The sequence below is a fragment of the Tessaracoccus sp. O5.2 genome (genome assembly GCF_964266725.1).
Lineage (GTDB): Bacteria > Actinomycetota > Actinomycetes > Propionibacteriales > Propionibacteriaceae > Arachnia > Arachnia lapidicapta.
Window position 1 is genome coordinate 199,725 of sequence record NZ_CAXWGV010000023.1, and the last position, 24,442, is coordinate 224,166.

Here is a 24,442-nt window from a genome sequence, read left to right on the forward strand (position 1 = left end):
CTGTGGGGCTTCCTGCGTGCATATGCACACGAAAAGCTCCACAGCGAGAAAAGTGCGGCTCTCTCGCTCGCTGAGTAAACCCCGAACCGGACCCCCGTTTGCAGGGAGCAGCTGGGTGGGCTACCGTGAGAATGTAACCGGTTACATTGACCGGTCGTGAGACGCAGCAGCAAAGGAGACGCGTCCATGAGGGAGCCCCTCGACTGGGAGAACCAGGCGCTGACTGGCCGCCACCGGATGCCCGCACGGGCGTACTTCTTCGGCTACGCCACGCCCGAGCTGGCCGCCGGCCGCGACCGCACGGCCTCGCGCGGCTTCGTCGACCTCACCGGCGAGTGGCGCTTCCGCCTCTTCGACCACCCCGCCCGCGTGCCGGCCTCCTTCGAGGCCACCGAGCAGGAGTGGGACACCGTCGTGGTCCCGCACCTCTGGCAGCTCGACGGTCACGGCAGCCTCCAGTACACCGACGAGGGATACCCCTTCCCGATCGAGCCCCCGCATGTCCCGGCCGACACCCCCACCGGCGCCTACCAACGCACGGTCCGACTCTCCACGCCCGCGCCCGGCGAGCAGGTCGTCCTGCGGCTCGACGGCGTCGAGAGCTACGCCGAGATCTTCCTCAACGGCGCGTTCGTCGGCATGACGAAGGGGTCGCGACTGGCGGCGGAGTTCGACGTCACCGCGCACGTGGTCGACGGCGACAACCTGTTCGCCATCAAGGTCCTCCAGTTCTCCGACGCCACCTACATCGAGGACCAGGACATGTGGTGGGCCTCGGGCATCTTCCGCGCCCTCTACCTCGTCACCCGCCCCGCGGCGCGACTCACCGACTTCCACGTCCGCACGCACCGGGTGGGCGACGACGCCGAAGTGACGCTCACCGCCGCCGCCACCGGCGCCACCGAGCTGGCCTGGAGCATCACCGACGGCGGAGTCGTCGTCGCCGAGACCAGGCTGGCTCCCGGCGCGACGGCGACCGTCACCGTCCCTGCGGCCCGGTTCTGGAATCCCGAGGACCCGCACCTCTACGACATGCTGATCACCGTCGTCGGGCCGGACGGCGCGAGCGAGTACGTCCCGCACCGGCTCGGCCTGGCCGAGGTCACCGTCGAGGACGGCCGGCTCCTCCTCAACGGCGCCTACTTCATGATGCACGGCGTCAACCGCCACGACCACGACGACAGGCGCGGTCGCGCGGTCGGCCTGGACCGCGTCCGGCGCGACCTCGAGCTGATGAAGCGCCACAACATCAACGCGGTCCGGACCGCCCACTACCCCAACGACCCGCGCTTCTACGAGCTGTGCGACGAGATCGGGCTGATGGTGCTGGCCGAGACAGACCTGGAGTCGCACGGGTTCGCCAACGTCGGCGACCTCTCGCGGATCACCGACGACCCCGCCTGGGAGGCGGCGTATGTCGACCGGATCGAGCGGCACGTGCTGGCGCAGCGCAACCATGCGTCGATCGTCATGTGGTCGCTCGGCAACGAATCCGGCTACGGCTGCAACATCCGCGCGATGTACCGCCGGGCCAAGGAACTCGACCCCCACCGCCCCGTCCACTATGAGGAGGACCGCAACGCCGAGGTGGTCGACGTCGTATCGACCATGTACTCGCGCGTCTCGCAGATGAACGACTTCGGCGAGCACCCGCACCCGAAGCCGCGGATCATCTGCGAGTACGGCCACGCGATGGGCAACGGCCCGGGCGGGCTGAGCGAGTACCAGGCGGTGTTCGACCGGTGGGACTCGATCCAGGGGCACTTCGTGTGGGAGTGGGCGGACCACGGGCTGCTCGCGCGGACCGACGACGGGCGTGAGTACCACCGGTACGGCGGTGACTACGGTGATTACCCCAACAACTCGAACTTCTGCATCGACGGCCTGGTCTTCCCCTGGCAGGCGCCCAGCCCTGGGCTCATCGAGTACGGGCAGGTCATCTGCCCGGTCCGAGTGACGTACGCCGGCGGCGTCGTGCGCGTGACCAACAGGCGGTGGTTCACGGACCTGAGCGACATCGAGCTGCGGGTCGACACCTGGGCCGACGGCGTCCTGACCAGGACCGATGTGCTGCAGGTCGGGGCTGTCGCCCCAGGGGAGACGGCTGAGTTTCCCTATGACCTTCCGGTGGTCGGCGCGTCGGAGGCGGCCGCGATCGCCACCGTCGTGACCAACCGCGCCGCCTCCTGGTGCGAGCCCGGCCACGAGCTGGGGCGCTATCAGTTGGCTGTCCGCCCGTCGACCGACGCCGGCCCATTCCCGGTGGCTGAGCTTTGCCCTTCCCCGCTGGCTGAGGTGCTCGCCGCAGGCGAGCCGCGAAGCCTAGGAAGCGCGACCCTCCACGCCTATCCGGACCAGCACCGCCTCCACGTCGACACCGCCACCGGCCGCCTCACCTTCGACACCCTCACCGCCGACCTCCTCTCCTGGACGGCGCACGGACGCGAGCTCGTCGCGGCGCCCCTCCGGGTCGGCTTCTGGAAGCCGCTCGTCGACAACCACCAGCAGGAGGCCGACGACCTCTGGTTCCCGCGACACCTCCAGCTCATGCAGACCTCCATCCGCGACGTCGCCTGGCGGGAGGACGGCGGCGACGCCGTCGTCACCTACCGCGCCCGGATCGCGCCACCGGTGTTCGACTTCGGCTGCCACGTCGACGTCGAGTGGCGCATCGCGCCCGACGGCGCCGCCACGCTCCGAGCCACCGGATCCCCCTACGGCGACTACCGCGACATCGTCCCGCGCATCGGCGTCACCCTCGAGATCCCCGGCGACCTCCGCCGGGTGGCGTGGTTCGGGCGCGGGCCAGGGGAGAACTACCCCGACTCCGCGGCGGCGAACCCCATCGGGTTCTGGAGCAGCGACGTCGACGCCATGGTCACGCCCTACGTCGTGCCGCAGGACTACGGCAACCGCGGCGACATCCGGTGGGTCGAGCTGACCGACAGCTCAGGGCAGGGGCTGCGGGTGTCGCGGCGCCCGGGGGAGCGGCCGTTCCACTTCTCCGCGTGGCCCTACACGTGCGAGGACATCGACGCCGCCCGGCACGTCACGGACCTCACCCCCCGCGACACCGTGACCCTCAATCTCAACGACCAGGTCCTCGGTCTCGGTTCCAACTCGTGGGGCTCCGAGGTCCTGGACAGCTACCGAACGCGATTCGAGTCGTTCTCGTTCGAGTTCGCGCTCCAGCCGCTGAAGGGGAACTGAACCATGCGCATCTTCGACAGCCACTCCGCTCTGCGCGACCTCCTCGGCGCGGAGAAGAGGTGGTCGCGGACCCTCGAGGCACTCGCCGCCGCGCCGTCGCTCACCGAGGGCGTCTCCTACTCCATCGGGGACTCCCTCACCTACCGCACCGGTAGCGCGGCTGATCTGGCCGCGCGCGAACTCACCGGGCGGCGTCGCTACCTCATGGTGGTGGCGTCGCTGGCCGGCGAGGTCGCGGTGGAGGTGGCGCGTCAGGAGGACCTGGCCGCCGTCGCCCCCTACAGCGATCTCACCGACCGTCAGCCCTTCACGGGGCCGGCGGAGCGGGTTCTCGTTCCCGACGGAGGCCTGCTGATCGTCGACATCGACGAGGCCGCCCGAATCCTCCCCACCCCCGACGCGCGGGCCGTGCTGCTGCAGGTCACCGTCGAGGGCGCCAGCTTCCCCAACAAGTAGCAGTTCGCTCCCTGAGGAGGCGCGCGTCGCGGAGAGACCGCCGGCGGTCTCTTCCGTTCCCTGAGGAGGCCCGCGTCGCGGAGCGACCGCCGGCCGTCTCGAAGGGTCACATCCCCTCCCACCACAACCAACTCACAGAAGGTCGCCATGACCGGGCCGCGGAGGCCGAGCTGGCGCCGTCGGCCGAGCAGATGGCCCGCGCGGAGGTAGGTGTCGCGGCCTGACCGGCACTTTTCTCGCTGTGGGGCTTCCTGCGTGCAAATGCACAGAAGAAGCTCCACAGCGAGAAACTTGCAGGTCATCGGGCTCGTCTGATGTGTCGGCGAGCCCGAATCTCGCGAATCAGGCTTTGTTGGGTCGCGGGCCAGTGCAGCCAGATTTGCTGGTAGCTGAGGCGTAGCGTCGTGTACCCACGGTCTCGGGCGGCAAGGTCGCGGCGCCGATCGTTCTCGTAATTTGTCTCCCCATGGTGCGCATGGCTGTCGCATTCAACGATCAGTCGGTCGCCCACCAACAGGTCGACCCATCCGACGCCGTCGATGTGGTGTTGAGCGGTGACGGGGACATGCCTGCTGGCGAAGAACAGCCGCACCCTCGTCTCGCTGCCCGATTGAGCCGGCGCGAGCCGTTCCTGCAAGCGGGCGTGCCGTACTGGGAGGGCCGCCAGTGCCTGGCGTGCGTCGTCGACCGTCAGCAACCTCAGATTGATGGCCGATTCTGCAACGATCATCGCGCTCTCTGGCTCGTGTCGTCGCGCGACGTGTCTCACGCAGTCCCAGACAGGCCACACCGCGCCCCGGGGCTGAGGCGCCGAATCAGGATGGAGCACGAGCCCGGGACCGCGTCGTGCGGTCGCACCTGCGCCGAAGACGACGTGGGTTCCGGACTGAGGGGGCACCCACAACCCATGCAGCGCGCAGCCGCTCAAGCACCCCAGCCGGCCGCCGGCCTTGATGGCGCTGACGACAGCCGGATCGGCCTCGGCGCTCGCGTACCAGCCGGAGGTGACGCGCTTGAGCGAGCCGTCCCGCACGAGTCGGTCGACGCGATGGCGGGTGAGACCCTCCTCGCGGAGCTGGGCAGACGAGTAGATGCCGGCTGGGAACACACCCCCGTGGTAGTGACACGGCGCCCCGATCTCCCACGGATCTGCTCATCTGTGGATGATGCGCCCGCACTTTTCTCGCTATGGAGCCCTTTGCGTGCATATGCACGCAGGAATCTCCACAGCGAGAAATGTGCCGTTCAGCGGAGGTCGAGCCCGAGGTCCAGGACCGGGGCCGAGTGGGTCAGCGCCCCGACGGCCATGTAGTCGACGCCCGCCGCCGCTACCTCGGCGGCCCGGTCCAGGGTCAGGCCGCCGCTCGCCTCCGTCCGCACGCCCGCCGCCCGGCACACCGCGACCGCCTCGCGGGTCTCGGCCAGGGTCATGTTGTCCAGCAGCACCAGCTCGGCCCCCGCGGCGACCGCTTCGCGGACCTGCTCGACGGTGTCGCACTCCACCTCGATCGCGATCCCCGGCACGTGCTCTTGCACCGCCCGGAAGGCCGCCGCGACCGACCCCGCCGCCGCGACATGGTTGTCCTTGATCAGCGCCGCGTCGCCGAGCGCCATGCGATGGTTCACCCCGCCGCCGCAGACGACGGCGTACTTCTGCAGCGCGCGCATCCCCGGCACGGTCTTGCGCGTGTCGCGAATCCGCGCGTCCGTCCCCACCACCTCAGACACCCAGGCGGCCGTCTCCGTCGCCACCCCGGACAGCTGCCCGAGGAAGTTCAGCAGCGTCCGTTCCGCCGTCAGGAGGCAGCGCACCGGCCCGGTGATTCGCAGCACGACGTCCCCTGCCGCGACACGCGAACCATCGTCCAGCACCTCCTCGGCCGACGCCTCGACGCCCAGCCGCGACGCCACCGCCCGCAGCACCTCGACCGCAACCGGCACGCCCGCGACGACACCAGCCTCCCGCGCCACCACCTCGGCGACACCGATGGCGTCTGCCGGCACGGTCGCCTCGGTCGTGACGTCCGGCCCGAGCCGGAGGTCCTCGTCGACGGCGACCTCAATGGTTCGCCGCACCTCGGCGGGGTCGACGGCGTTCCAGGGGGTGGTCATGCTGCGGTCCTTTCGGTGATGGCGAGGGGCGCGGAGGTCAGCTCGAGCGCACCCTCCGTGAGGCGGACGGTGATTCGTCGCTCCCAGGTGTTCGAGGTGTCGGGGAAGTCGGAGCGCCGGTGCGCCCCGCGCGACTCCGTCCGTTCCGCCGCGGCCGCCGCGACGACGGTGGCGACGGCGTGCAAGTTCGTGGCGGTCAACGACGCGTGGTCGACCCCCCCGGCGCCCAGCGGCACCGCGGCCAACGCCGCGCCCAACGCGGCCAAGCCGGACCCCGTCCGCGACACGAACGCCTCCCGCTGCATCCATGCGCGGATCGCGGGCACGGCGGCCGGTTCGACGACCCCGGCTGCCGCCCGCGACACCGGGACACCAACCCGGCCGACGGGGCCCGAGGCCAGCAGCGCGCCCACCCGGTCGCCCGCGACCAGCGCCTCGGTCAGCGAGTTCGACGCCAACCGGTTCGCCCCGTGCACCCCCGTCGCCGCGACCTCGCCGACGGCGTACAGCCCCGGCACCGACGTCCGACCGTGCAGGTCCGCCGCGACACCTCCGCACGCGTAGTGCGCCGCCGGATGCACCGGGATGCGCTCGCTCACCGGGTCGATGCCCCGGCCCCGGCAGAGCGCCAGGATGCCGGGGAAGTGTCCTTCCCACGTCGACCACCCGAAGAACGTCGCGTCCAGCCACACGTGCGGCGCGCCGGTCCGGTCGAGGTGGGCCATGATCGCGGCCGACACCACGTCGCGCGGCGCCAGCTCGAGCAGCGGGTGGACCCCGGCCATGATCCGGTGGCCCGCGTCGTCGACCAGCCACGCCCCCTCGCCGCGCACCGCCTCGGACACCAGAACCCCCCGCTCGCCTGCGGCGGCGTCGGCCAGCACGGTGGGGTGGAACTGCATGAACTCGAGGTCGCGCACCTCGGCGCCGGCCCGCAGCGCCGCGGCGACGCCGTCGCCCGTCGCGCCCAGCGGGTTGCTCGTGACGGGCCACAACTGACCGATCCCGCCGGTGGCGAGCACGACGGCGCCAGCGAGCAGCTCGCCGACCTGGCCGTCGGCGTCCAGCAACCGCACCCCGCAGGCGCGCCCGGCCGAATCGGTGAGCACATCGACGAGCCGCGTCCCCGTCATCACCCGCGTCCGCGACCCCTCCAGCGCCGACGACAGCGACGCCCACAGCGCCCGCTCGATCTCTGCCCCGGTCGCGTCGCCGTCGGCGTGGATGATCCTCCGCGCCGAATGCCCGCCCTCGAGATGCAGGTCCAGCCCACCCCCAGAGGCCCGGTCGAACCGCGCCCCCAGCCCGATCAGCCGCCGGATCGCGCCCGGGGCACTCGCCACCAGATCCGACACGACCCCCGCGTCGCACAATCCCGCCCCGGCAGTCAGCGTGTCAGCCAGGTGCGAGGCGAGCGTGTCGCCGTCGTCCCACACCGCCGCCAGCCCGCCCTGCGCCCATGCGGTGGCCGAGTCCGTGACCTCGCCGCGGGTGACGGCCACGCAGTCGACGCCGGCGGCGGCCAGGTGCAGCAGCGCGGAGAGGCCCGCCGCCCCAGTGCCGACCACCACGACGTCGGTCCGCCCCGTCCACGCGGGGGCAGCCGCGGGCAGCATCATTCCCCCGACCCGGGGTTGCCGATCGCCACCATCCGCTCGACGGCCTGCCGCGCCCGCGCGGCCACATCCGCCGGCACGTCCACCTCGTAGCCCCTGGTCAACGAAGGGTCGCCGAGGCACGCCTCCAGCTTCTCCGGCGTCGTCATCTTCATGAACGGGCACGCGGCCTTGGGGTTGACCGGCTGGAAGTCGGTGGTTGGGTTGGCCTTGCGCAGCTGGTGCAGCATGCCGATCTCGGTGGCCACCAGCACCTGCCGCGATGTCTCCCGCCGCGCGTGGTCCAGCATCCCGCCGGTGGACAGCACGTGGGTGCGGGCGGCGGGCAGCTCACCAGACTCGGCCAGCCACAGCGCGCTGGTGGTGCAGCCGCACTCGGGGTGCACGTACAGGTCGGCGGCGGGGTTGGCGCGCACGGACTCGACGAGGTCCGAGGGTGAGATGTCGGCGTGCACGTGGCACTCGCCGAGCCAGACGTGGATGTTCGTGCGCCCGGTGGCGCGGCGCACGTGCGCGCCGAGGAACTGGTCCGGGAGGAAGAGGATCTCGCGGTCCTCCGGGATGGAGCGGACCACGTCGACGGCGTTGGAGCTGGTGCAACACACGTCGGTTTCCGCCTTCACCTCGGCCGTCGTGTTGACGTAGGAGACGACGACGGCGCCGGGGTGCTCGGCCTTCCATGCCCGCAGCTGGTCAGCGTTGATGGTGTCGGCGAGCGAACAGCCGGCGGCCTGATCCGGGATGAGGACGCGCTTGGCGGGGGAGAGGAGCTTGGCGGTCTCGGCCATGAAGTGGACGCCGGCGAAGACGATGGTCTCGGCGTCGGACGTCGCGGCGATGCGGGAGAGGGCCAGCGAGTCGCCCACGTGGTGCGCGACGTCCTGGATGATCGGCGCCTGGTAGTTGTGGGCGAGGATGACGGCGTTGCGCGCGGCCGCCAGCGCGTGCACGCGGGTCTGCCACGCGGCCACCTCGTCGGCGGTCCACCGCTCCCAGGCCTCGAGGCCGGCGGCGGGCTCCTGGAGGAGAGTCATCTCCTGCTCCTTTCCAGTTTTCGACTGTAAGGCGAAAACTGAGGGAACTGTAGCATGCCGTCCATGGCTCCCCACACCCCGCGCGACTCCGTGGGCGTTGCGCTCTACCGGCATGAGGCCATCGGAGCCGTCCTCCAGGTGCGCGGGGTCGACGACGGCGCGCCGCGGCTGTCCGTGCTTCTGGCCCGGCGCGACCACGAGCCCTACGCCGGCCGGTACGCGCTGCCCAGCGGCCCCGTCGAGCCGGAGGAGACGCTGGAGGCTGCGGTGCTCCGGCATCTCGCGCAGAAGGTGGATGTCGCGGGGCTGACCCACCTGGAGCAGTTGGGCACGCGCTCGGACCCCGGTCGCGACCCCGCGCAGCGCACCATCGGCACCAGCTACCTCGGCCTCGTACCGACGGTGGCGGAGCCGCACCTGCCGGAGCGCGCGTCGTGGGTGGCAGTGGACGACCTTCCTGAGCTGGCGTTCGACCACGCCACCGTCGTGGCGCAGGCCGTGACCCGGCTCCGGGCGAAGCTCAGCTACACCAACATCGGGTTCGCGCTGATGCGGGCGGAGTTCACGATCGCGGAGCTGCGGGAGGTGTATGTCGCGGCGTTGGGCCACGACGTGGCGCCGACGAACCTCGAGCGCGTCCTGACGAGGCGCGGCCAGTTGGTCCCGACTGGGGAGATGTCGGCCCCGGGCACCAGGGGCGGCCGCCCGGCCCGGGTCTTCCGCTTCCGCGACCACGCGCTGGTGATCACCGACCCCTTCGCCGTCCTGCGCCCCGAGTAGGACCTCTGCGGGCAGACGGCTAAGTGTTCAGCGGGAGCGGGAGCGGGAGCGGGACCGGCTGACGGCGAGGTCGACGGCGAGGGCGGCCGACCAGCCGAACACCGTCGTCGCTCGGGGCGGTTTCTCGCCGGAGACTGGGTTGAAGTACTCGTTCGGGCCGTGTGCGTCCACCAGCGCCAGGGTGTCGCGCTCGAGGCGGTCGGCGGCGTCGAGGAGGCGGTCGGCTCGTGAGGGGTCGACGGCGGCCTGGCGACGGAGGCCCTCTGCGACAAGCCAGTTCGTGTTGACCCACACGGGCCCACGCCACATGCGCTCGGTGGAGTAGTCGGGGTCCGAGGCTGCCACCGTGGGCAGCGCGTGGGGGGTGGCGAAGCGGGCGGGGTCGTCGATCGCGGCCAGGATGCCGTCGACGTACTTGCCCGGCAGGCGGTCGGCCAGCAGCGGCATGAGGGAGACGATGGTCTCGGCCGGGATCGGCTGGCCGTCCTCGCCGAGGGCGGGGAAGAACCCGCGGGCCTGACCCCAGGTGGCGACGAGGGAGTCGACGGTGGCGTCTGCCCGCACCCGGCAGGCGGCGGCCTCGTCGTGGCGGCCGCGCTCCGCGAGCCAGCCGGCCAGCAGCCCGTCGGACAGGACGAGGTACGCGGCCAGGTCCGGCGAGGCGACGATGGCGTCGTCGTCGAAGATCGGGGAGTCGTCGAGGCCCGACGAGTAGGGGTGCAGGTAGACCGGGCGGCCGCCGCGTGTGGAGTGGGTGTACCACCACTCCTGCGCGCGCAGCACGGCGGGGAGGAACTCGTCGACGACGCCCTCGCCGATGACCTCCGCAAGTTTCGCCACGGCCAGAGCGGTCAGAGGCGGCTTGGTAAGCGGAACGCGGGAGTGGGCCAGCGACGGCGAGGCCATGGCGCGCAGGTTCTCCAGATCGGCGGGTGGGAGGTCGTCGCTGGAGGCGATAACCCCCTGCTCGTGCACGACGTCGGGGAGCTGGCCATCGGAGCCCTGGTGTGCGACGGCGATGCGGAGCTGCTCGAGGGCCAGCTCGGGGTCGCCGTGGCGCAGCCCTATCGCGATGAAGTACGCGTCCCACTGCCACAGCCCCACGTAGCCGATCTTCGACGGCACGACGGCGCGGTTGAGCCCCTCGGGGGCGTCGAGGCGCAGCGTGTTGACGCCGAGGACCCACCAGCAGAAGCGGGTGAGGTCGCTGTGGGCGGGGTCGACGGCGGGGCAGCGGTCGAGCCACTCGGCGAGCTGCTCGTCGTGGGGGGTGAGGAAATCGCGGTCGGGTGAGGTGCGGAAGGTCGCGCCTTCTAGGCTTCGAGGCGCCTGCGTCGGCTGCGCCGACTGGCGCACCCCTTCGAGTGCCTCAGGGCGGCGCTCAGCCAGCGGGATGGACCACGACTCCGGCAGGCCGCCGATCAGGACCTCGCCGCCGTCGACCACCAGCCGCACCCCGCCGTCGAACTCGATGCCGGCAGGGCTCGCGCGCACGATCGGCACCTCGCGGCCGGCGTCGTCGAGGATCCGCAGCCCCGAGACCACGACGCTGTCGGCCAGCGGCCGCTCGTAGGCCGCCTCGTACACCGTGAGCCCCACCGCCCCGCGCAGTACGAACAGACGCGAGTAGCGAGCGGTGTAGGGGACGCCCTCGAGGTCGAAGCGGTGCGCGAGGTCTCGGCCGAGGTCAGTCATCAGCGACCGCCCAGCCCGGACGTGGCGAGCGACTCGATGATCTGCCGCTGCCCGATCACGAACGCGATGAGCATCGGCACCGTCGACAGCGCGGTGGCGGCCATCACGATGCCGTAGTTCATGCCGCCGAACTGGCCCTGGAACTGGCTGAGCAGCAGCGGCACGGTGAACAGGTCGGTGGAGTTCAGCAGCACCAGCGGGAGCAGGAAGTTGTTCCATGCGTCCAGCGCGACGATGATGCCCAGCGCGCCCAGCCCCGGCCGGATGGCCGGCAGGATGATGGTCCAGTAGATCCGCCAGCGGGAGGCGCCGTCGATCATCGCGGCCTCCTCCAGCTCGACGGGGACCGAGGCGATGAACTGCCGCGCGAGGAACACGCCGAACGGGTTGACCATGATGGCCGGGATGATGAGCGCGAGGTGGGAGTCGACCCAGCCGATCTTCGCCATGAGGAAGTAGAACGGCACGAGGGTGACCTGCTTGGGCACCATCTGCATGGCGAGGAACACCCAGAACAGCACCGTCGAGCCCTTGAACGGGATGCGGGCGAAGCCGTAGGCGGCCATCGACGTGGTGAGCAGCGTGCCGGCCACCACGAGCACTGTGATGTAGATCGAGTTGGCGTAGGCGCGGCCGAAGGGCAGCGCGTTCCAGGCGTCGGCCCAGTTCGTGAACACCCATGGCTGGGGAAGGATCGACAGCGGATCGGTGAGCAGCTGCGGCAACCCCTTGAACGAGGTGAGCAGCATCCACAGGAACGGCGCCACCATGAGCAGCGCGGCCGCGAGCACCAGGGGGTGCTTGAGCCAGGAGCCCCGCGACCGGGGCCTGGTGGTGGTGAGGACGGTCATGGCTCAGCTCTCGTAGTGGACGAACTTCTTCTGCGCGCCGAACTGGATGGCGGTGATCACCAGGGTCAGGCCGAGCAGGACGATGGAGGCGGCGCTGGAGAGGCCGAACTGCGACTTCGCGAACCCGAGGTCGTAGATGTGGTAGACGATCGTGCGGGTGCCGTTGTCCGGGCCGGCGTTGTTGACGAGCACGAACACCAGGTCGAAGGTCTGCAGCGAGCTGATGAACGCCACCACTGACTGGTAGAAGACGATGGGCGACAGCAGAGGCAGGATGATCCGGAAGAACCGGGCGACGGGACCCGCGCCGTCGATGGCGGCGGCCTCCATCACCGACGGCGAGATGGACTGCAGGCCGGCCATGAAGATCACGACGTTGAGCCCGAGCGACGCCCAGATGGTCACCAGGCAGACGGCCAGCAGCGCCAGGATCGGGTCGCCGAGCCAGTCGATGGGGGCGATGCCGAACAGCCTGGTGAGCGAGCCCGAGAGCACGCCGTCGGCGCGCAGCAGCTGCTGCCAGATCAGCGCGATGGCCACCGAGCTGGTGACGACGGGGGCGAAGAACAGCACCAGGTAGAACGCGCGGCCCTTGATCTTGTTGAGCACGACGGCGGCGACGATGGCGAGAAACAGGCCGATCGGCACGGTGACGAGCGCGATGACCATGGTGTTGAGGATCGCGCGGCCGAGGAGCGGGCTGGTCAGCTGGTCGGCGAAGTTGTCGAACCCGATGAACTCCGGCATCCCGAAGCCGTTCCACTCGGTGAAGGCGAGGAGGAACGCGGCCGTGAACGGGAGCAGGGTGAACAGGAGCATGCCCAGCGCCTGGGGCGCGACGAACGCCATGCCCCAGTACTTGTCCCTCTCCCGCCAGCCGCGCCGGGCCGGGGGTCGCCCCCCGGCCACGAGCGGGGCAGCGGTCATGACGCGGTCTTCTCCTCGACCAGCTCGGCGACGGCGTCGAGGGTCTCCTGCGCGCCGGAGCCCGCCTCGTAGAGGGGCTGCATGTACTCCACGGCGATCTGGTTGGACAGATCGGGCACGGCGGCTTCGGTGGCGAAGTTCGAGTAGCCGAGGTCGCGCATGTCGAGCATGGTTTGAGCATGGGCCGGGAAGCCGTCGGCCAGCACGATGTCGTCGGTGCCGGCGATCGACGGGACGGCGTTGCCGGTGCCCTCGAGGCGCAGCTGCTGGCCCTCGGCGCTCAGGAAGTGCGAGAAGAAGTCCCAGGCCGCGTCGTTCTCCGCGGCGTCCTTGCTGACCGCCAGGTACGACGCCGCGACGCCGGTGGGCGCCGCCTTGCCGTCGGGGGTGGGCCAGCGGACGATGTCGTAGAGGCTCTCGTCGACGCCCGCGCCGCGGATGGTGCCGATGGTGTAGCGGCCCTGCGCGAGGAAGCCCAGCTGATGGGTGACCAGGAGGGTGTCCTCGCCGGAGCCCTCGGGGAGGAGGTCGGCCAGCTTGAGCTCGCCGGTGGCGAACCGCGCGGCGTACTCGTCGAGCGCCGCGACGCTCTTGGCGTCGGTGTGCGCGACGTAGGCGCCCTCGTCGTCGTAGACCTGGCCGCCACCGGCGGTCATGATCGAGTCGTGGGTGGCCCAGTAGTTCCAGTAGACGGCTCCGGTGAGGCCGGCGTCGGCCAGCTTGCCGGTCATCTCAAAGAACTTCTCCGTGGTCCACTCGTCGTTGGCGGCGAGCTCGGCCGGGTCCTCGGTGATGCCGGCGGCCTTGAGAGCCTCCTTGTCGTACCAGAGGGCGTCGGGGTTGACGTCGTTGGGCAGCGCGTAGAGCTCGCCCTCCCAGCGAGCGACGTCGAGGACGTTCTCGGCGAAGTCGCCCTCGTTGAGCGAGGACGAGCTCACCGGTGCCAGCACGTCGTTGCGGATGACCGACGCGATGCGGTCGTCGCCGACGTAGAACACGTCGGGTGCGGTGCCGGAGGAGAGTTGGGTGAGCAGCTTCGAGTGGTAGTCCGAGTACGACGGCGTGGGCTGGAAGACCAGCTCTACGTCCGGGTTCGCTTCCTTGAAGGAGTCCTGGACGCGGTCGAACATCTTCAGTTCCTCGGGCGAGCCCCAGGTGGACCAGACGACCTTCGCGTCGCCGTCGGTGGTGGTGGAGGCGTTGCCGCCGGAGCAGGCGGTGAGCCCGATCCCGAGGGCGGCGAGGCCGGCCAAGGCGCCGACGCGGCGGCGGGTGAGGATGGTCATGGGGAATCTCCTTCTTGTCTATCTCCGTTGATGATGGGGGTGGTGGGGGGAGGGGCGTGGGGGGCCCCCGGGGCCGGAATCAGGGGGACGTCGTCGGCGGGTCCGGCCTGGCCGCCGGTGATGCCCAGGAGTGTGGCGAGGAGGATCAGCGCGCCGCCGGCGATGAGCCGGAGCGTGACGGCCTCCCCGCCGAAGCCGACGGCGAACGCGGAGGCGAACACGGGCTCGAACGTCATGAGCAGCGCCACGCGCGTGGGGGTGATGTGGCGCTGAGCCCAGGTCTGCAGCAGCATCGTCACGATGCCGGCGACGACGGCGGTGTACGCGATGGCGACCCACACGCCCGGGTCTGCCGGGACGTGGTAGCCCCCGGGCAGGCCGAGGAAACCGGCGGTGAGCGCGACGCCGATGAGCTGCACGATGGCGAGACTGAGGGCGTCCATGGACCTCGACCACCGGTCGAGCAGGACGATGTGGACGGCGTAGAGGGTGGCTCCGACGAGGGTGAGCGCCTCGCCGACGCCCCCGCCGCCGATACCGGTGAGGCTGAGGACGGCCAGGCCGACGAGGGCGAGCCCGACCGCGGCCCAGGTGCGGGCGTTGAGCCGGGCCCGGAACGCGATCCACATGATGATCGGGGTGAGGACCACGTAGGTGCCGGTGATGAAACCGGAGACGGACGCCGCCGTCGTCTGCAGGCCGACCGTCTGGACGATCTGCGCCAGGCCGTAGAGGCCGCCGAGGGCAAGGCCGATCTGCCACTGGGTCGCGGTGAGGCGGCTGAGCCGTCGCCAGAAGATGGCGGCGGGGATCGCGGCCCCGACGGCGAACCGGACGGCCAGGAAGTCGATGGGGTCGATGAGGCTGACGGCGTCCTTGATGATGAAGAACGTCGAGCCCCAGATCGCGGTCACGACAAGGAGCGCCAGGGTGGCTGTGGTCGACCGCCGCATGCTTCCTCCTTGAATGTAACCGGTTACATGGGAGTTTAGGTCGTGCGCGAGGCGGATGCAAACGGTCCTGCCAGCGCGGTGGGAGGGCGACGTGCGTGGCCGGCCGACGGTGTAGCGGCGTCGTCGGCCGGCTCCGTCGCCAGCGCTCGTGACGGTCGGCGCGCTCTGCTGTCGGCCGCGGCGGCCCTTCGCGCCTGCCCTTCTGCGTCGCGCCTGCCCTCTAGAGCAGGCGCCACACACGAAGACAGGCGGCCGGGAACTTCAGGCAGGCGTCACGACGGGGGGCAGGCGCCTAGCCGGACTCGCGGACGTGCAACTCCACCGGCAGGATCACCGGCGACGGGGTGTCGCGGCCCTCCACCAGGTTGAGCACCATGAGGGTGGCCTGTCGGCCCAGCTCGACGGCGGGGTTGACGACCGTCGTGAGCGGCGGATGGGTCTGTGCCGCGGCCTCGAAGTCGTCGAAGCCGATCACCTTGACCTGATCCCCGATCGGGATGTTCCGGTCGTGCAGCGTATCCATCACGCCCTGCGCCATGAGGTCCGACGCGGCGAAGATCCCGTCGATCGTCGGGTCCCGGTCCAGGAGCTCGGCTGCTGCGCGCGCCCCCGACTCCCGCGTGTAGTCGCCATGGGCGACGGCGACCTCAAGCCCGGCCGCCTCGAAGGGATCAGCGAATCCCGTCATGCGATCCAGCGCGGCAGCCATGTCCAGCGGGCCGGCGACGGTGGCAGGGCGTCGCACGCCCGTGGCCATCATCCGCTCGGCGGCCAGCCTGGCCCCGGCGGTGTTATCGGTGTCGACGAAGTACGCCCGCCGGTCGGAGGTCCGCAGGAGCGGGGCGCCGAGGAACACCGTGGGAATGGGCAGGGACGCGGCCGCGGCGACCAGGCCGTCGGAGCGGTGGTGGGACACGATGATGGCCCCCGCCACGCGGCCCTCGAGAAGGAAGTCGACGACGGCGCCGGACCGGTCCGGACGCGACGCGAACACCATGACCAGTTGCATGTCGGTGCCCGACAGCCCGGCGTTGATGCCGGCCACCGCGAGCCCGAAGAACGGGTCCGAGAACACCCGCCCGTCGGGTTCCGGGACCACCATGGCCAGCGTGTTGGACCGGCCGGTCGCCAGGGAGCGCGCCGATGCGTTCGGGACGTAGCCGAGCTTGGCGACCGCCGCGCTCACCTTGGCCGCGGTCTCACCCGCGACACCCACGTCGCCACGCACCACCCGCGACACCGTCGCCCGCGACACGCCCGCATGCCGCGCGACGTCCTCAAGCGTCGGCCTCATCATCGTCGGTCCCTTCATTACCCCCGCACGCAATTCTCGCTCGCGGCGTCCCGGAAGAACAACGCGGACGCCTTGGGCGTTCGACGCTGCGTCTCGTAGTCCACGCGGACGATGCCGAACCGCTTGTCGTAGCCCCACGCCCACTCGAAGTTGTCCATGAACGACCACACGAAGTAGCCGCGCACGTCCGCGCCGTGCGAGATCGCGTCGTGAACGGCCACGAGGTGGTCGCGCACGAACGCCACGCGGTCCTGGTCATCGACGAAGCCCTCCTCGTCCGCGACGTCGGGCATGGCAGCGCCGTTCTCCGTCACGTAGATGGGGATGCCGGCGGGGCCGGTGTACTCCTCGTGCAGGCGCACCAGCAGGCGCGTCAGGCCCTCGGGCTGGATCTCCCAGTCCTGGTCCGTCACGGGCAGCCCCCGCGACACCGACCGCACCCACTCCGAACCGATGTTGGGGTTGCCCCGGAGCCGTCCGTCGGGCCCCACCACAGGCGCGTAATCCGACGACGGAGTCCCGGTGACGGCCTCGCCGTGGTAATAGTTCACGCCCAGCACGTCGATCGGCGTGGCGATGATCTCCATGTCGCCGGGCTGGATGGCCTCCTCGAGGCCGAGGCCGGCCAGGTCCTCCAGCACATCGGCCGGATAGGCTCCCCGGAAGATCGGGTCGAGGAAGAACCGGTTGAACATGCCGTCGATGCGCCGGGCGGCGTCCACGTCCGTCGGTGACGACGGGTCCAGCGGGTCGGCCACAGTGTGGTTGGTGGTGATCCCGAGGGTCGCCGACGGCGCCAGCTCACGCAGCCGCGCCGTCGCCATGCCGTGGGCCAGTAGGAGGTGGTGGCCGGCGTGGAGTCCCTCGCGGCGGTCCGCGTGGCCGGGGGCGTGCTCGCCGCCGGCGTAGGACAGGAACGACGAACACCAGGGCTCGTTGAGGGTGGTCCAGATGTTCACCCGGTCGCCGAGCGCCCCGTGCATCGCCTCGGCGTACTCGACGAAGCGGTAGGCGGTGTCGCGGTTGGTCCACCCGCCGTTGGACTGGAGTGCCGCGGGCAGGTCCCAGTGGTACAGCGTGACCCACGGTGTGATGCCGTGGCCGAGGAGCTCGTCGACCAGCCTCGAGTAGAAGTCCAGCCCCGCGGGGTTGAACTGATCGTCGTCCGGCCGCACCCGCGCCCACGACGTCGAGAAGCGGTACGACTGAAGGCCCAGCTCGGACATGAGCGCCACGTCGTCGGGCATCCGGTGGTAGTGGTCGCAGGCCACCGTGCCGTCGTCGCCGTTGGCGACCGCCCCGGGCTCGCGGCAGAACACGTCCCAGATCGAATCGCGGCGCCCGTCCTCGTGGGCCGCGCCCTCGATCTGGAAGGCGGCCGTGGCGCTGCCCCAGAGGAAGCCTTCCGGGAAGGTGTAGGTCGTCATCCCTTGACTGCTCCTTGCATGATGCCGGCCACCAGCTGGCGCCCGGCGACGGCGAACAGGATCACCAGCGGCAACGTGGCGACGACGACGCCGGCCATGATGAGCGAGTAGTCCTTGAAGTACGAGGCCTGCAGCAGCTGCAGTGCCACGGGCAGGGTGGGGTTGGCCGAGCCCAGGATGATGAACGGCCAGAAGAAGTTGGTCCACGAGCCCACGAACGTGAACAGCGCCAGCATCGCGGCGGCCGGCCGGGCGGCGGGCATCGCCACGGACCAGAACGTGCGGATCATGGAGGCGCCGTCGACCCGAGCCGCCTCGATGAGCTCGAACGGCAGGGCTTCTCGCAGGTACTGCGTCATCCAGAACACGCCGAACGCGGTGACCATGCCCGGCACGATGACGGCCTGCAGCTTGCCGACCCAGTCCAGTTCGGACATGAGGATGAACAGAGGCACGATGCTGAGCTGCGTCGGGACGGCCATGGTCGCGATGACGAACACGAGCAGCCCGTTGCTGCCGCGGAACCGGAGCTTTGCGAACGAGTATCCGGCCAGCGTCGAGAAGAACACCACGGAGATGGCGGTCACCGTCGCCACGATGATTGAGTTGGCCAGCGCCGTCCAGAACTTGATGTCGGACTCGATGACGCGTGTCACGTTGGTCAGGAACTCCCCGGCCGGGATGAGCGACGGGATGGGGTTGCGGGCGATCTCGCCGGCGTTCGAGGAGGCCAGCAGGATCGTGAACCAGATCGGGTAGAAGGAGATGAGGACGACAGCGGCCAGCGCGCCGTAGGTCAGCCAGCCGGGGCGCTTCGACGCCGTGCAGCTTCCGACGGGCGGCGCGCGCCGCGCCCTTGCCCGCGAGCTGCTCGATCATGGGGGTGGACATCTGGGTGGACATCAACGGCCCGCCTTTCCGCTCGACGACGACGCGATGGACCGCGTGATGAGGAAGTTGATGACGCCGACCGCGATGATGATGAGGAAGAGCAGCCACGACACCGCCGCGGCGCGGCCGAAGCTCTTCTGCGCGCCCCAGCCCAGCTCGTAGATGTACATCGTCAGCGTCATCCACTGCCGGTCCGCGCCGCCCTGGCCCAGGGTGTCGAACATGCGCGGCTCGTCGAAGATCTGCAGGCCGCCGATGGTGGAGGTGATGACGACGAAAATGATGGTCGGCCGCAGCATCGGGACCGTGACCGAGAAGAAGGTGCGCCACCGGTTGGCGCCGTCGATGATGGCCGCTTCGTAGATCTCGCGCGGGATCGCCTGCATCGCTGCGAGGAAGATTAGCGCGTTGTAGCCCGTCCAGCGGAAGTTCACCATGGTGGCGATCGCGACGTGGGCTGCGAACGGATCGGCGTGCCAGCCGATGGGGGAGGTGCCGAGGATCTCCAGGACCGCATTCACGAGGCCTGACTGATCGGCGAAGATCTTGGCGAAGATCAGGGACACGGCCACGGGCGCCACGACGTAGGGCAGCAGGACGCCCATGCGCCAGAAGGTCTTGGCGCGCAGGTTCGTGTCGAGCAGGTAGGCGATGACGATCGCGGCGAGGACCTGCGGGACGGAGGAGAGCAGGAAGATCGAGAAGGTGTTGCGCAGCGCCTTGAAGAAGTTGGGCTGCTGCAGCACGTCGATGTAATTGGTGAGACCCACCATCTCGCCCTGGCCGCCGATGAGGTGCCAGTCGTGCACAGAGACCCAGGCCGTGTAGACCAGCGGGAACAGGCCGACGATGAAGAACAGGATGAAGAAGGGGCTGATGTACAGGTACGGCGACGCCTTGACGTCGAGGCGACTCAGGCGTTGGCTCCGGGTGAGCTGCTGATTCATGGGGGACTCTCTCGCAGGGCGGGGTGACGGGCGGGGTCGGGGGTCGGGGTGTGACCCCCGACCCCGCGGGTGACTCAGCTGAGGCCGAGGGCGTTGTATGCCTCGAGGGCCTTGTCCCACGAGCCGGCGGCGTCGTCGGTGCCTTCGACGTCGAGGCGGTTCAGCGCGTCGGTGACCAACTGCGCGAGCGCGAAGTAGTTCGGGCCCTTGAACGGCGCGACCTCGATGGCCTTGGCCCGCTCGGCGAGAATCTGGCCGGTCGGGGCGTCGTTGAAGAACGCGTTGGTCTGATCCAGCAGGGCCGGGTCCTCAAGGGCCTCGACCTGCGAGGGGAAGGTGCCCTTGGCCTGGAAGGCCTTGATCTGCTGCTCGGGAGCGGTCAGCCAGGCAGCGAGCTTCTTGGCCTGCTCATGGTTGGCGCCCTGCTCCGGGACGGTCAGGTACGAGCCGCCCCAGTTGCCGCCGCCGCCGGGGAACACGTTGGCGATGTCCCAGCCCTCGACACCCTGCGCGTTGCCCTCGATGACGCCGAGCATCCAGCCGGGGCAGAGCATCGTGGCGAACTTGTCGGTCTGGAATGCGTTGGTCCAGTCCTCGCTCCACTGCGCCAGGCCGGCGGACAGGTTGTCGTCGGTGGCTGCCGTCGCGATGTCGTCGTAGATCGCCTTGATCTCATCGTTCTCGCTCAGCGGGATGGGGGTGCCGTCGGAGTTTTCGAAGGGGTTCTCCACCTGGTTGACCATGCCCTGGAAGGTGGCCGAGGCGGAGTCGAACCACGCCACGCCGCCCGACTTGGCGACGAAGTCCTTGCCGACGTTGAAGTAGGTGTCCCAGTCGCCCTCGAGCAGGTCGGCCACCTCCTCACGATCGGTGGGGAAGCCGGCCTTCTCGAAGAGGTCGGCGCGGTAGCAGATGGCCTCGGGGCCGATGTCGGTTCCGTAGCCGATGAGCTTGCCGTCTTCTGTGGTGGCCGCCTCGACCTTCCAGTCGAGCCAGCGGCCGTCGAGCTCCGGGTCCGCCAGGTCGACGAACTTGTCCGGGTACTGCATGAGCTCGGTGAGCCAGTCGACCTCGATCGCCTCGATGTCGGCCAGGCCGGAGCCGGCCGCCAGGCGGGTGTTCATATTGTCGCGGGCCTCGTTGGAGGTCGCGGCCTTGCGGGCCTCGATGGTGACGTTGGGGTTGTCGGCCATGTACTCCTCGAAGAGCTCTTCGTAGCCGAACTCGTTGAAGGTGGCGACGGTGAGCGTCACCTTCTCGTTGGGATCCGCCGAAGCGGCTCCGCTCTGGGTGGCATCGGGAGTGGTCCCGTTGCCGCTCGAGCAGGCGGTGAGCAGTGCCCCGACGCACGCGACGGCGGCGAGGTTGCGGATGGCAGCACGCACTATGACTCCTTTGTTTGCTGTGCCGATCCGAGAGCGCTCTCACCACATCGTCTGTGAGGTTCGAGAGCGCTCTCAGGGATTGCTGAAAGGCTAACCTGGGCGTGCCAAGAGAGTCAACTCACGTTACCAACTTGTGATAATCGGCGGCTCAACCACGGTCCGCAGGCCGCGAGTCGGGCTCAACGCCCCGCGACGAACGGTGGGGGTGTCAGCCGGCGGAGGGCCGAAGCAGCGGGTAGAGGATCGTCTCCCTGATCCCGACACCGGTGAGCAGCATGATGAGCCGGTCGACACCCAGCCCCAGTCCGCCCATCGGCGGCACCCCGTACTCGAGCGCCTCGATGAAGTCGTTGTCGAACTGCATCGCCTCGGGATCGCCGCCCGCGGCCTTGATCGACTGGGCCAGCAGCACCTCGCGCTGGATCACCGGGTCCACCAGCTCGGTGAAGCCCGTGCCCCGCTCGAGACCGCCGATGATGAGGTCCCAGGCCTCGACCTTCCCGGCGTCGGTGCGGTGCTGGCGGGCCAGCGGCTGGGCGATCGACGGGTAGTCGTAGACGAACGTGGGCTGGATGAGGTCGGGCTCGATGAGCTCGGCGAAGAGCTCCATCACCACCTTCCCCTCGCCCCACTTCGGGTCGTACTCGACGTCGTGGGCGTCGGCCAGGCGGTGGAGCTCCGGCAGGGGCGTGTCGACGGTGACGTCCTCGCCGAGCTTCTCCGACAGCGTCGGGAACACGGGCAGCCAGGGCCACTCGCCGTCGAGGTCGACGGTGCCCTTCGGCGTCTCGATCTGCCGGGAGCCGACGGCGTCGGCGGACGCCTGGACGACGTCCTGGATCAGCCGTGCGACGGTGCCCTGGTCCCCCCACGACATGTAGGCCTCGAGCATCGTGAACTCGGCGGAGTGCGTCGAGTCGATGCCCTCGTTGCGGAACACCCTGCCCATCTCGAAGACGCGGTCGGCGCCGCCGACCATGGTGCGCTTGAGGTGCAGCTCCAGCGCGATGCGCATGGTCATGTCGATGTCGAACGCGTTGATGTGCGTGGAGAACGGCCGGGCCGCGGCGCCGCCGTGCACGAGCTGCAGGATCGGGGTCTCGACCTCGAGGAAGCCCCGGTCGTAGAGCGTGTCGCGGATCGCCCGGGTGATGGCGGAGCGCTTGCGCACCATGTCGCGGGCCTCGTCGCGCACGATGAGGTCCACGTAGCGGCGGCGGACCCGGGCCTCCTCGGACAGGTCCTTGTGCATGACGGGCAGGGGCCGCAGCGCCTTGGCGGCCATCCGCCAGCCGCTGGCCATGACGGAGAGTTCGCCGCGCTTGGATGCGATGACCCGCCCGGTGACCCAGACGAAGTCCCCGAGGTCGACGTCGGACTTCCAGGCCGCCAAGGCCTCCTCGCCCACCTCGGCCAGGGACAGCATGACCTGGAGTCGCTCCCCGGTGTCCTCGGGGCCGAAACCGTCCTGCAGGGTCGCGAAGGCGAGCTTGCCCGTGTTGCGGATGAACACGACGCGGCCACCGGTGGTGACGACGTCGTCGGTCTCCTGCCCGGCCTCGAGGTGACCCCAGCCGGCGCGGATGTCGCGTAGCGTGTGCGATCGCGTCAGGTCCGCGGGATAGGGGTCCCGCCCGTCGGCCAGCAACCGGGCGCGCTTCTCCTTGCGGACGGCGGTCTGTTCCGAGTCGCTGGGCAGGGGGGCGGGGGCATCAGTCACGCGGGCCATCCTAACGGCTGGGCCCGTGGCGCCCGGAATCGTGGTGGGCGTCAGCGCAGCGTGACCCGCACGCCCTCGGGGACCGTCTCGAACCGGACGTCGGCCAGACTCCCGACCGCCCAGTCGGCTGCCAGCTCCTCCGCGCTGTGTTCGGTGAGCACCGCGAGCACCGGCATGCCGGCTCCTCGGGCGGCCGCGACGCCGGCCGGCGCATCCTCGCAGACCAGGCACCGCTCGGGCGCGACCCCGAGCCGCTCGGCCGCCAGGAGGAAGCTGTCCGGCGCGGGCTTGCCGCGCTCGACCTGGTCCCTCGTGACGACGACGTCCGGCCGCGGCAGGCCGGTGGCCCCGAGCCGGGCGTCGAGCAGCGCCGTCGTGCACGACGTGGCGATGGCCCGCAGGTGGGACGGGATGGCGGCGAAGGCATCGGCGGCCCCGGGCAGCGCGACCACGCCGTCGACGTCCGACACTTCGAGTTCGTCGATGCGGCGGCCGGCGGCGGGCGCGAGGTCGGGCGGCACCAGGGCGCGTGCCACGGCCTCGGCGGGCCGCCCGGTGTACTGGCGCAGCGACTCGAGTTCGATGCCGTACTCCTCAGCCCACACCGCGTAGGCGCGGTGCATGGAGGCGACGGAGTCCGCGATGGTCCCGTCGAAGTCGAAGATGACGGCGTCGAAGGTGCCGAGCACGCTCACTTCCACATCGTCATGCCGACGAAGCTGGCGACGATGAGCCCCAGGCCGATGGCCAGGTTCCAGTCCCCGAGCGCGCGCATGAACCCGATGTGTTCGTAGGCGAGGTTCCAGGTGACCATCCAGGCGACGCCGATGAGGCCCAGTGGCAGGAACACGGCGGGCACCCAGGAGCGGCCGGCGGGCGCCAGGCGCGCGGTCTCGCTGCGCTGCTCGGCCAGCTCGGACCTGCTCTTGGCCTTCTTCTTCTCGACGGCGGACTTGCGGACTCTCGATTCGGGCACTCTCGTCTCCTTCTAGCGGTTCTTAGCCTAGGTCAGCCGCCCCGAATCGCCCACATCCGCCGGCCGCGCTCGGCCCGCCTGCGGGTACCGTGGGCGCATGAGCATCTGGCGCACCATCGCGGAGCGGGTCCCCCGCGTGCGCGCCAACATGGGCCGAAACCAGCTGCGCGAGCGCTCGGGCCGGGGCCGCGCGACCACCATCCTCGTGTGCGTCCTGGCCGGATTCATGATGACCGTGGCCGCCCTCGCCGCGCGGGGAACCGACCTGCGCGCCGACCGCAACGCCGACCTCCGCGACCTGATCGTCAGCCAGGGGCGCCGCAACGAGGAGCTCCGCCTCGAGGCCGATCGACTGCGCGCGGAGGTGGCGGCCCTCGGCGATGCCGCCCCCGACATCACCTCGATCACGGGGGCCCTGGATGAGGCACAGCTCGCCGCCAGCATGGTCCCGGTCTCCGGCCCAGGCCTGCGGGTGGTGCTCACCGACGCCCCGAACGACGTGAAGCCGGCGGGGGTCGACGAGGACGCCCTGGTGGTCCACCAGCAAGACATCCAGGCCGTCGTCAACGCGCTGTGGGCGGGCGGCGCGGAGGCCATGACCATCCAGGGGCAGCGCGTCATCGCCACCACGGGCATCAAGTGCGTGGGCAACACCGTGGTGCTGCACGGCATCCCGTACGCGCCGCCCTACGTCATCGAGGCCATCGGGCCGCAGGACGGGCTGGCCGAGGGCCTCGCGGCCTCACCCGCCGTCCAGATCTACCAGCAGTACGTCGACGCCTACGGGCTGGGTTACGGCGAGGAGCGGGTGAGCACCCTGGAGTTCCCGGCGTTCAGCGGATCGACGGGGGTCTCCGTCGCGCGGGCGTCCGGCTGACATCG

21 protein-coding genes are annotated in these 24,442 nt (G+C 70.2%); 4 read left to right on the forward strand and 17 right to left on the reverse strand.

Annotated elements, in window-relative coordinates:
* Nucleotides 1-186 precede the first annotated feature (186 nt).
* Nucleotides 187-3,210, forward strand: a complete 3,024-nt coding sequence (locus ACFQPD_RS09335) for a glycoside hydrolase family 2 TIM barrel-domain containing protein (RefSeq protein WP_385900292.1) — start codon at nt 187-189, stop codon at nt 3,208-3,210.
* A gap of 3 nt (nt 3,211-3,213) precedes the next feature.
* The gene (locus tag ACFQPD_RS09340) at nt 3,214-3,666 is read left to right on the forward strand and encodes a hypothetical protein (protein WP_385900294.1); all 453 of its coding nucleotides are present in this window, start codon (nt 3,214-3,216) and stop codon (nt 3,664-3,666) included.
* A gap of 298 nt (nt 3,667-3,964) precedes the next feature.
* Here the strand turns inward: ACFQPD_RS09340 and ACFQPD_RS09345 are convergent, their stop codons facing one another.
* From ACFQPD_RS09345 to nadA, 4 genes are all read right to left on the reverse strand, one after another.
* Nucleotides 3,965-4,774, reverse strand: coding sequence for a DUF559 domain-containing protein (locus ACFQPD_RS09345; protein ID WP_385900296.1), 810 nt, complete (start codon nt 4,772-4,774; stop codon nt 3,965-3,967).
* Nucleotides 4,775-4,911: 137 nt separating this feature from the next.
* Nucleotides 4,912-5,778 carry a carboxylating nicotinate-nucleotide diphosphorylase gene (gene nadC, locus ACFQPD_RS09350; RefSeq protein ID WP_385900298.1) on the reverse strand — a complete coding sequence of 289 codons (867 nt, stop codon included), beginning with the start codon at nt 5,776-5,778 and terminating at the stop codon, nt 4,912-4,914.
* The gene (gene nadB / locus ACFQPD_RS09355; protein ID WP_385900299.1) at nt 5,775-7,397 is read right to left on the reverse strand and encodes an L-aspartate oxidase; all 1,623 of its coding nucleotides are present in this window, start codon (nt 7,395-7,397) and stop codon (nt 5,775-5,777) included. The genes nadC and nadB overlap by 4 nt, the downstream gene beginning before the upstream one ends.
* On the reverse strand, nt 7,394-8,428 hold the full coding sequence (gene nadA / locus ACFQPD_RS09360) for a quinolinate synthase NadA (protein ID WP_385900300.1): 1,035 nt from the start codon (nt 8,426-8,428) through the stop codon (nt 7,394-7,396). The genes nadB and nadA overlap by 4 nt, the downstream gene beginning before the upstream one ends.
* A gap of 63 nt (nt 8,429-8,491) precedes the next feature.
* On the opposite strand from nadA, the gene ACFQPD_RS09365 reads away from it, so the two are divergent.
* A complete protein-coding gene (locus ACFQPD_RS09365; RefSeq protein ID WP_353082224.1) occupies nt 8,492-9,208 on the forward strand; it encodes an NUDIX domain-containing protein in 717 nt (238 codons plus the stop codon).
* A gap of 27 nt (nt 9,209-9,235) precedes the next feature.
* Here the strand turns inward: ACFQPD_RS09365 and ACFQPD_RS09370 are convergent, their stop codons facing one another.
* From ACFQPD_RS09370 to ACFQPD_RS09430, 13 genes are all read right to left on the reverse strand, one after another.
* Nucleotides 9,236-10,903, reverse strand: a complete 1,668-nt coding sequence (locus tag ACFQPD_RS09370) for an amylo-alpha-1,6-glucosidase (protein ID WP_385900303.1) — start codon at nt 10,901-10,903, stop codon at nt 9,236-9,238.
* The gene (locus ACFQPD_RS09375; protein WP_385900305.1) at nt 10,903-11,754 is read right to left on the reverse strand and encodes a carbohydrate ABC transporter permease; all 852 of its coding nucleotides are present in this window, start codon (nt 11,752-11,754) and stop codon (nt 10,903-10,905) included. The genes ACFQPD_RS09370 and ACFQPD_RS09375 overlap by 1 nt, the downstream gene beginning before the upstream one ends.
* A 3-nt stretch (nt 11,755-11,757) precedes the next feature.
* On the reverse strand, nt 11,758-12,681 hold the full coding sequence (locus ACFQPD_RS09380; protein ID WP_385900307.1) for a carbohydrate ABC transporter permease: 924 nt from the start codon (nt 12,679-12,681) through the stop codon (nt 11,758-11,760).
* Nucleotides 12,678-13,967 (reverse strand): extracellular solute-binding protein, encoded by a 1,290-nt coding sequence (locus tag ACFQPD_RS09385; RefSeq protein WP_385900309.1) that lies wholly within the window; start codon nt 13,965-13,967, stop codon nt 12,678-12,680. The genes ACFQPD_RS09380 and ACFQPD_RS09385 overlap by 4 nt, the downstream gene beginning before the upstream one ends.
* A complete protein-coding gene (locus tag ACFQPD_RS09390; RefSeq protein WP_385900311.1) occupies nt 13,964-14,920 on the reverse strand; it encodes a DMT family transporter in 957 nt (318 codons plus the stop codon). Before ACFQPD_RS09390 ends, ACFQPD_RS09385 begins: the two co-directional genes overlap by 4 nt.
* A 292-nt stretch (nt 14,921-15,212) precedes the next feature.
* Nucleotides 15,213-16,217, reverse strand: a complete 1,005-nt coding sequence (locus ACFQPD_RS09395; RefSeq protein WP_385900313.1) for a LacI family DNA-binding transcriptional regulator — start codon at nt 16,215-16,217, stop codon at nt 15,213-15,215.
* A 14-nt stretch (nt 16,218-16,231) separates the two neighbouring features.
* Nucleotides 16,232-17,641 carry a GH1 family beta-glucosidase gene (locus ACFQPD_RS09400; protein ID WP_385900314.1) on the reverse strand — a complete coding sequence of 470 codons (1,410 nt, stop codon included), beginning with the start codon at nt 17,639-17,641 and terminating at the stop codon, nt 16,232-16,234.
* On the reverse strand, nt 17,638-18,297 hold the full coding sequence (locus ACFQPD_RS09405) for a carbohydrate ABC transporter permease (protein WP_385900316.1): 660 nt from the start codon (nt 18,295-18,297) through the stop codon (nt 17,638-17,640). The genes ACFQPD_RS09400 and ACFQPD_RS09405 overlap by 4 nt, the downstream gene beginning before the upstream one ends.
* A 246-nt stretch (nt 18,298-18,543) precedes the next feature.
* Nucleotides 18,544-19,479: a sugar ABC transporter permease gene (locus ACFQPD_RS09410; RefSeq protein WP_353082215.1), complete on the reverse strand. Its 936-nt coding sequence runs from the start codon at nt 19,477-19,479 to the stop codon at nt 18,544-18,546.
* 74 nt (nt 19,480-19,553) lie between these two features.
* Nucleotides 19,554-20,864: an extracellular solute-binding protein gene (locus tag ACFQPD_RS09415; protein ID WP_385900318.1), complete on the reverse strand. Its 1,311-nt coding sequence runs from the start codon at nt 20,862-20,864 to the stop codon at nt 19,554-19,556.
* A 208-nt stretch (nt 20,865-21,072) separates the two neighbouring features.
* Nucleotides 21,073-22,584 (reverse strand): lysine--tRNA ligase, encoded by a 1,512-nt coding sequence (locus tag ACFQPD_RS09420; RefSeq protein ID WP_385900319.1) that lies wholly within the window; start codon nt 22,582-22,584, stop codon nt 21,073-21,075.
* A 50-nt stretch (nt 22,585-22,634) separates the two neighbouring features.
* Nucleotides 22,635-23,279, reverse strand: a complete 645-nt coding sequence (locus tag ACFQPD_RS09425) for an HAD family hydrolase (protein WP_385900320.1) — start codon at nt 23,277-23,279, stop codon at nt 22,635-22,637.
* The gene (locus ACFQPD_RS09430) at nt 23,276-23,560 is read right to left on the reverse strand and encodes a cell division protein CrgA (RefSeq protein WP_068751945.1); all 285 of its coding nucleotides are present in this window, start codon (nt 23,558-23,560) and stop codon (nt 23,276-23,278) included. The genes ACFQPD_RS09425 and ACFQPD_RS09430 overlap by 4 nt, the downstream gene beginning before the upstream one ends.
* A gap of 97 nt (nt 23,561-23,657) precedes the next feature.
* Between ACFQPD_RS09430 and ACFQPD_RS09435 the strand changes: the two genes are divergently transcribed.
* Entirely contained in the window at nt 23,658-24,437 is a 780-nt protein-coding gene (locus ACFQPD_RS09435) for a DUF881 domain-containing protein (protein ID WP_228383364.1), read from the forward strand.
* Nucleotides 24,438-24,442: the final 5 nt, after the last annotated feature.